Raw genomic sequence first — 8,180 nt, 5'->3', positions numbered from 1 at the left:
GTTTGATATGGGGCTTGAGCACGTATGCGTTCATTGTGACCTTCGGCGCCGTGCCGGATAAGTCCGACACCCCCTTGGGGCGCTTCGGTAAACTGAAGCACACGATTGCCCGGTTTTGGTATGGGTGGGTCGGCCTCTTTTTCCTTGGCGCCACGGTCGCCATCCTCGTGCTCACTATTCGGATGGTTTTAATCTGGTTGCGGGATTATGCCGGCTAACCAGGCGATTGTCCATCCATCGCTCGAGCAGGCCGAGGACGTGGATCGCCATGCCTGCGCAGGTCCTTGGCCCTCACGAATGGACGCCAACCGGTTGCATGGCGAATTCACCCTTACGATTTTCAATCGTTCGAAAGCGTTCATGCATAAGCCGGCAGCACGGCTCGGGTGGACAGGCTTTTTCCACCACCAAGCAAGGAGGGATTGAAAAATGGCCCATTCGTTTTGTAAAAAAGTTGCCGAAGCCATCCTGGCGGACCGTCGTGGCGCCGATTATTATCAGGCGACAGAGGTTCTTGCCGGTTATCTCAAAGGAAAATTCAGAACGACGCCCGAGGCGGCGAGCCAGGCGGCGGAGGGGATTCTGCAGGATCGCCGGGGCGCCGATTACTATCAGGACCCGGAGATTCTTGCCGATTTTCTTGAAGATAAGCTTGGCTCGGGCGAGTAACCCCGTGGTTCGTGAACCGGGGACGCTCCGGTCTTCTCAGTGGGCGATGCCCGGCACCACGGAGCACCAACCACCGCCTTGATGGGCGGTTAAACCGGAGCACCCGGCCGGGTCGTGGACTTCTTCTCAAGGGGCGGCAGCCAATCGCTAATCACCGCCAGTGGATGGGCTGATCGTCGTTGGCGGTGTGCATACCGACTGAGATGATCAAACGATTCAAGGGTACCGGTTGGTTCCGATGAAGGCTGCGGGCAATGGGATGGCCGGATGATTCGGCCAAACGGCTATAAATTGCATTTCTGCTGACATTCTGATATGTTATTTTTCACTGTTAGCTGTTTTCGGTTTCGACCAAAACGTAATCCTATCCGGTTGACGCTGAACGTCCCCGACCAACCATCGATATTTTCGATCGCGTAGACAGGTTTGCCCATGAGCATTAAGCGATGTGAGGGGAACCCGGAGCGGCTACGGGTGCTGCCGGCCGCTATCCTCGACGCCATGCATGAACCTGCCGCTCTCCTGGACGCCGGCTTTCGCATCCTCAAAGCCGGAGGTTCCTTTTGCCGATACTGGGGGCGCTCCCCGGATGAAACGGACGGCCAAATGCTCCATGAACTGGGTATGGGGCAGGTGGCAGCGTCAACGCTTAAAGAGGCGCTCGCCCGACTGTTTGAATCCCCTTCCGGTCCCGATCTTGAGACGGCCGAAGTACGCTATGATCTTCCCGACCCCCATCAGGCATCCATCCGCGCTCGCCGGATCGATCCCCAAGGCGATTCACCGCCGTTGATCCTCCTGACACTCGCCGGTCTTGCCGATGGTGGAGGGACCGCGATCGTGCGGGATGACGACGAAAAGCGTTTCCGGATCATGACCGACGCCGCTTTCGAAGGCATCGCCCTGACCCGGGGCGGTGTGTTTGTGGATCTCAACGATCAGCTCGCCCACATGCTGGGATACCGCCGCGATGAGTTGATCGGGTTACCTGTGGCGAACTGTGTGGCCGCTGAGGATCGTGCGCGGGTGGCCGAGTTCATGGCCGCAGGCCGGCTGGAGCCATACGAACATCTGGCCATGCGCAAGGACGGCACGGTCTTCCACGTGGAGATCCGGGTTCGCACGTCCCTTATCGACAATCGTGAAACCCGTATTGCGGCCATCCGTGACATTACCGAACGCAAGCAGGCGGAGCGCGAGCTGCAACTGGTCCGCTTCTGCCTTGACCATGCTGCGGTGGGGATCTTCAGAATCGATGAAGACGCGCGGATTCTCAGCGTTAACGACCAGGTCTGCCGTTACCTGGGGTATTCCCGGGATGAGCTTCTGGGCCTGCGTGTCTTCGACATCGACCACAGCTTTTCCAAGGGGCGCTGGAAGGCGCACCGGCAAAAATTGGCGATTCAGGGCCATGCCGTATTTGAAACCGTGCATTCCCGTAAGGACGGCTCGACGGTTCCGGTTGAAGTTACCGTCAACCGTCACGAGTTTGAAGGCGAGATCTTCTCCATATCCTTCGTGAAAGACATCGCCGAACGAAAGCAGGCCGAGGAGGCCCTGAAACTGACCCAGTTCACCATCGACCGGGCGTCGTTCGGCTGCTCCTGGATCCGACGGGACGGACGGTTTTTCTATGTCAACGATCATATCTGCCGGTCGCTTGGTTACAGCCGGCAAGAACTCCTGCAGTTGTCGGTGGTGGACATCGACCCCGATTTCGACCTGCAGGTATGGGACGACTACTGGTCGGCGCTGATACGGGACAACGTCCGGACCTTCGAAACCACCCATCAGCGCAAGGACGGAACTACCTTTCCCGTCGAGATAACGGCCAACTATGTGGCGTTCGGCGGCAAGGAATACAGCTGTGCCTTCTCCACCGACATCTCCGAGAGAAAACGGGCACGAGAGACCCTGCTGCGCTTTCAGTTTTCCATTGACCGGTCATCGGATGCGATTTTCTGGATGGGCCGCGATGGTGACTTCCTCTATGTCAATGACCAGGCCTGCCGCTCCCTCGGCTACTCCCGGGAGGAGTTGATGGGGATTCGCCTGTGGGACATCGACCCCAATTTTCCCAAGGATCGCTGGAAGATCCAGTGGCAGGAGATGAGTGTGGACGGAAACCGAATCTTCGAAACCATCCACCGGCGCAAAGACGGTACCGAATTTCCAGTGGAAGTCTCCTCCAATCACATTCTGTTCAGCGACGGGGAACACCACCATGTCGCCTTCGTCCGGGATATCTCCTCCCGCAAACAGGCGGAAGCGGAACAATCCAAGCTCGAATCCCAGCTCTACCAGGCCCAGAAAATGGAATCGATCGGACGGCTGGCCGGCGGGGTGGCCCACGACTTCAACAACATGCTTGGCGTCATCCTGGGTTACGCGGATCTGATGAAACGGGACCTTGCCGCAGACCATCCGCTCCTGAAAAAAGTGATGGAAATCGAAAAGGCGGCCATCCACTCGCGGGACATCACCACCCAGCTCCTGGCCTTTTCCCGCAAGCAGGTCGTCTCGCCACAAGCGCTGGACCTGAACCGCCGGATTGGCGACCTGCAAAAGACCCTTGCCCGGTTGATCGGGGAAGACATCGACCTACAGGTCTTCACCAAAGAGGGGCTCTGGACGGTCAAGTTCGATCCCACCCAGATCGAACAGATTCTCATCAACCTGGCGGTCAATGCCAGGGATGCCATGCCGGCCGGTGGCAAACTGACCATCGAAACGGCGAACACCCATCTGGACGAAGCCTACTGTCGCGAACATGTAGGATTCATCCCCGGCGACTTTGTCCGACTGTCGGTCAGCGACAACGGATCCGGAATGGAACCGGAAACCCTTTCCCATGTCTTCGAGCCATTTTTTACAACCAAGGCGGTGGGCAAAGGAACGGGGCTCGGGCTCGCCACCGTTTACGGCATCGTCAAGCAGGGCGGCGGTTTCATCAACGCCTACAGCGAGATAGGGCAGGGAACGACGTTCACCCTCTATCTTCCCCGGATGGCCGACAAAAAGGTGCCCGCCATCAAATCGGAGGTTGTGCCGGTAGTTGACGGAACAGAAACGGTGCTCCTGGTGGAAGACGACGAAATGGTGCGCAGGATGACCCGGGCAATGCTCGAACGCATCGGCTACACCGTTCAAGCCGTCTCGACACCGGAGGCGGCCCTGGCGTTATTTGAATCGACTGGCTCAGCCGTGGACCTGCTGATGACCGACGTGGTCATGCCGAAAATGAACGGCAAGGAACTGCGTGACCGGCTCGCTGCCATCCGGCCGGACATCAAGACCCTTTTCATGTCCGGGTATACCGCCAACGTGATTGTCCAGCATGGCGTGCTGGATGAGGGCGTCCATTTTATCCAGAAGCCTTTCGGCATGGACGATCTGGCGCGAGAGGTCCGTAAGGCGCTCGCCTGAGGGATAGCCCGCCGGGAGAAAATGCCGCCCGAATTCAAGAGATCGATCCCACCTGACAGTCATCCACGCCTATGTGCACGGGGCGATCGTCGGTGATCAGTGGGTGATGCCCGGCATCTCGGGTGCATTGCTGTATTGCCGGGGTTGGATGGCGGCCGTTGCTGTCGCCGGCGGAGGCGTGGCTGGCGCAGGCAACGGTTTCTTCATTTCAGGCGGATCGAATACCTTGGCCGGCGGAGGCTGGCGAGACGGTTCAGGTGCGGTAGCCGCCGCCATTTCAGGAGGCGCTGCCGGGACGACCAGTTTGGGTGGAGGGCTTTTCTCAGGCAACGGCGGTTTCACCGTCGGGGCGGCGGTGTCCCGGCCGGCGACTGGCGATGGCGCCGGTTGTTCGCTGCGGGGGGACAACGCAGCCAGGGACCGTTTGATCTGACCGTCGGCAGGGTTCAGGCGTGCGGCAATCCGGTAAGCCTCAACGGCCTCTTTTTCCCGCCCCATGGCTTGAAGCAAGCCGGCGCGTCGCTCCTGGACGGCAAACTCGTCGGAAGCGCCTTCGAGCAGCGCCGCATCACACGCATTCAGGCCCTCGGGGCCATCGGATCCAAGGCATTGCGCAACCTTGACGTCTCTTTTGGTCCGGGCAAGCCGAAGGCTTTTGGCGGCCTCCCGGTTTTTCGGATCCACGGCCAATGCCGCTTCATAATCGCGAATGGCCCTGCCAAAGCGATCCATCTCCAGCCATACATTTCCCCTGCCCGTCAACAGGCCGGGGTGGTCGGGGTCCATTGAGAGCCCTTCGTTGCAGGCGGCCATGGCTGCATCGCCCTTTAACTTCTCACACCGGATGATGCTCAGGCGGACCCGGGTGTCCTGCTTTTTCGATTGGGACGCGGCGGCGTTACTTTTTTGCTGCTTTTCGATATATTGCTGCTCGTCCAGGTAGCTTTCGGCAAGGATCAGCTTCTTTTTGATCGCATCGTCGCCCGGAAAGTTCTCCAGACCTTCCCGCAAAACGGCAACGGCGTCCGCATAGCGCCGCAATCCCATCAAAGCATCGCTGAGCGCAAAGCGGATCTCCATGTTGCCCGGATCGCGAAGCAGTTCACGCCGGCATGGCGCGACGGCCGCCTCGCCGGTGGCGGACAGGCAGGAGGCGGGACCATCGGCCGCCCAGGCAACCGTGAAAGGAACGGTGCAGACGATAAGTGCCGCCACGGCCATCGCCGCCATCCGGCCGGCCATGCAGAAACGGTTGCATTTAGGTGGGATCATGGGTGTGATACCTCTCCTTGATCATCCTGTTCCGGTCTAATATCCGCCACCACCACCTCCACCACCACCGCCCCCCCCGCCGCCATAGGGGTCATCCACCTCGTTGGCATACCTGTTGCGGAATATCCAGCTGCCGTCGGGCAGTCGGATCAGGTTGAACAGGTACCACTTGTTCACGGTGGCATAGGGTGGATCTTCCCTGGCGATCATGCCCTCGATGTCCCGGCGAAGCTGTGCCAGGCCATATTCGTCGGTGGTCGAACCGACGATGCCGTCACCGTCCAAATCCTCTCCGTGGAGATTGGCCCGGGCCAGTTTCTCGATCTCGGGGGCCAGCAGGACGGCCTCTTCGACCGAATCGGTCCCGCCGATGTCACCGCTCAACGCCGAGATCAGGTCGCATCGATCCATGACCGCTGCGGCATTGGCGGCAAAGCCGTCGGCGAATGCCTGGGTATTGGCAGTCGCATCGGGGGACGTGGCTGCATAACTGATGTGGCTGACCGCACCTGCCAGGGCCTGCTTGACCCCATACTGCGCAGTTGTTTCGTTTCCCATGGCCTGACCGTCGCTGAGCGTCCCGGCACGGTCGATATTGGACTTGATGCGGGCGAGGTCCCGGCTCCCGTCGGCCGCGGCTTGCGCGTATTTCAGCGATTCCGCGGCTTTGTTTTCCGCCAGGACAAACAGGCCTTGCTTATCCGGGGTGTCATACCAGCCGGTCATGGCGTGGCCGATATGGACATGGGCGATGGTCGGGGCGCGATGGGAGCAGCCTGCTACGGCAAGAATGGCAAGGGCAACGATCATCCATGCGTATGTTTGTTTCATTTTTTTCCTCCTGATCGGTATGCATGCGTGCCGTCAGCCGGACTCGATCGGTTTTTGCATAAACGTCTATTCAGGGCCGCCGGGCCACGCGAAAACCGAAACTGCTGCCGCGGTAGTCCGCATCGAACCGGTTGCGGAACGGGGCCCGGACGTACCCGGGCGGGGTGAACCAGGATCCGCCCCGCAGAACGCGGCGACTGCAGTCACCCGCTTCCCACGCGGACCCGTTCGATGGCGCTTTCGCGTAGTTGTCGTTCCAGCAATCCGCGACCCACTCGAAGACATTTCCGATCATGTCGTGAAGGCCGAAAGCATTGGCCTGAAAAGACCCCACGGGCGCTGTGTGGACAAAGTCGTCCCGGCAGTCGAAGGTCTCCCATCCCGGATAGGTTGCAACGGTCGACCGGTCGGCCACATTGGCCGATTCACAGGTGCCGGTATCGGCCGTCCCTGCCCGGGCGGCGTATTCCCACTCCGAGGCACTGAGCAGCCGGTATTCATGCCCGGTCCGGTCGGAGAGCCAGCGCAAATAAGCCTGGGTGTCATTCCATGAAATGCAGGTGACCGGGTGGGTGTCGTCCTGCTCAAAGCCCGGCGATTGCCAGCTGCGTTGATTGTCCAGTTCCCACGATCCGTTGTAGGTGCTGCAGCCGGCGCTCTCGTGACCGGTTTCATCGGCAAACCGGGCAAACTGCGCTCTGGTGATTTCGTAGCGGCTTACCGCCAGGGTGTAGTCGATGGTTACCAGGCGCCCCGGGCCCTCATTGACTTCACGGGGTGTGTCGGTGGAAAGCGACCCTTGAATGAACCGCCCGGCGGGGATGACAACCATTTCCGGACACGTGTCGCAATCTTTGAAGGCCGTGCCGGGCAATGCTGCCACCATCCGTTTTTCTTCCCGGCCAAGGGGCAGCAGGTACCAGGCCGCCAGGGCCATGCTTGCCGCAGCGACAAGCGTGGCCACTGCGGCAAGCCATTTTCTTGCCGTCTTGGACTCGTGGACAGCGGCGGACGGGTCGTCAGCCCGCCTGTCAGCGGGTTGGTCGGGCAAGGCTGCCGCGACGGGCGGCGTGTCGGTGATCGCGGCAAACGCACGATCCAGGGCGGCTGAGAATTCACCGGCGCGTTGATAGCGATCCTCCGCTTTTTTGGCGCAGGCTTTGGCAACCAGTGCATCCAGGCTGCCGGGCAGCGTCGGCTTCAGGCGCGACGGGGGCGAGAGGTCGCTGTGGATCACCTTATAGATGACCGACGCGAAGGATGAACCGGTAAAAGCCCGTTCGCCGGTGAGTAGTTCATACAGAACGATACCGGCAGAATATATGTCGGATCGCAGATCGACGGTTTCGCCGAGGAGCTGTTCCGGGGACATGTACCCGGGCGTGCCGATAATGGTTCCGGTCTGAGTCAACTCGGACGACTCGATTCGGGCGATTCCAAAATCCATCACCTTGACGGTTCCGGTGCTGTCCAGCATGATGTTACCGGGTTTGATATCCCGATGGATCACCCCCATGCGGTGAGAATAATCGAGGGCGGCCAGCACGCTGGTCAGGATCAGCCGTATGTCGGCCAGGGAAAACCGGTGCTTGCGTTTGAGCAGGTCGACCAGAGTCTGCCCTTCCACATACTGCATGGCGATGAATGCCCGCCCGGCGTCTTCACCGTATTCATAGATGCCCACGATATTCTGGTGATTCAGGTTGCCGGCCGCCTGAGCCTCGCGATGGAACCGCTGGGCGATATCGTCATCCGGCGGCTCCGTGAAGCCCAGATGGATGGTTTTTAAGGCCACGAACCGTTTGATCATGGGATCGAAAGCTTTGTAAACAACCCCCATGGCCCCCTTGCCAAGCGGGGCGATGATGTCGTACTTGCCAATTTTTTCTTGGTCGGTGTCCATGATCCATCCAGGCGCGGAAAAGTGATACTTTGTGGTATGCTTACATGGTGATTAACGTAAGAATACGCGTGCTGATGTC

At 59.7% G+C, this 8,180-nt stretch carries 6 protein-coding genes; 3 read left to right on the top strand and 3 right to left on the bottom strand.

The genetic code is table 11. From position 1 onward, the window contains the following. The 3 genes from ACZCED_RS20160 to ACZCED_RS20150 all read left to right on the top strand — a co-directional run. On the top strand, positions 1–218 hold a 218-nt coding region (locus ACZCED_RS20160; protein WP_464861561.1), incomplete at its 5' end, for a hypothetical protein. Positions 219–429: 211 nt separating this feature from the next. Beyond that, entirely contained in the window at positions 430–669 is a 240-nt protein-coding gene (locus ACZCED_RS20155) for a hypothetical protein (protein WP_464861560.1), read from the top strand. Between the two features lie 432 nt (positions 670–1,101). Continuing rightward, complete coding sequence (locus tag ACZCED_RS20150) at positions 1,102–4,095, top strand: PAS domain S-box protein (RefSeq protein WP_464861559.1); 2,994 nt, start codon at positions 1,102–1,104, stop codon at positions 4,093–4,095. Between the two features lie 96 nt (positions 4,096–4,191). Here the strand turns inward: ACZCED_RS20150 and ACZCED_RS20145 are convergent, their stop codons facing one another. The 3 genes from ACZCED_RS20145 to ACZCED_RS20135 all read right to left on the bottom strand — a co-directional run bounded on the left by ACZCED_RS20145 (position 4,192) and on the right by ACZCED_RS20135 (position 8,101). Then, on the bottom strand, positions 4,192–5,367 hold the full coding sequence (locus ACZCED_RS20145) for a tetratricopeptide repeat protein (protein WP_464861558.1): 1,176 nt from the start codon (positions 5,365–5,367) through the stop codon (positions 4,192–4,194). Between the two features lie 36 nt (positions 5,368–5,403). Continuing rightward, positions 5,404–6,198, bottom strand: a complete 795-nt coding sequence (locus tag ACZCED_RS20140; protein ID WP_464861557.1) for a hypothetical protein — start codon at positions 6,196–6,198, stop codon at positions 5,404–5,406. A 70-nt stretch (positions 6,199–6,268) separates the two neighbouring features. Next, a complete protein-coding gene (locus ACZCED_RS20135; protein ID WP_462969063.1) occupies positions 6,269–8,101 on the bottom strand; it encodes a bifunctional serine/threonine-protein kinase/formylglycine-generating enzyme family protein in 1,833 nt (610 codons plus the stop codon). Positions 8,102–8,180 lie beyond the last annotated feature (79 nt).

It is taken from the genome of Desulfosarcina sp. (assembly GCF_055467485.1).
The sequence above is the reverse complement of the archived record's forward strand: the minus strand, read 5'-3'. Positions and strand labels throughout refer to the sequence as shown.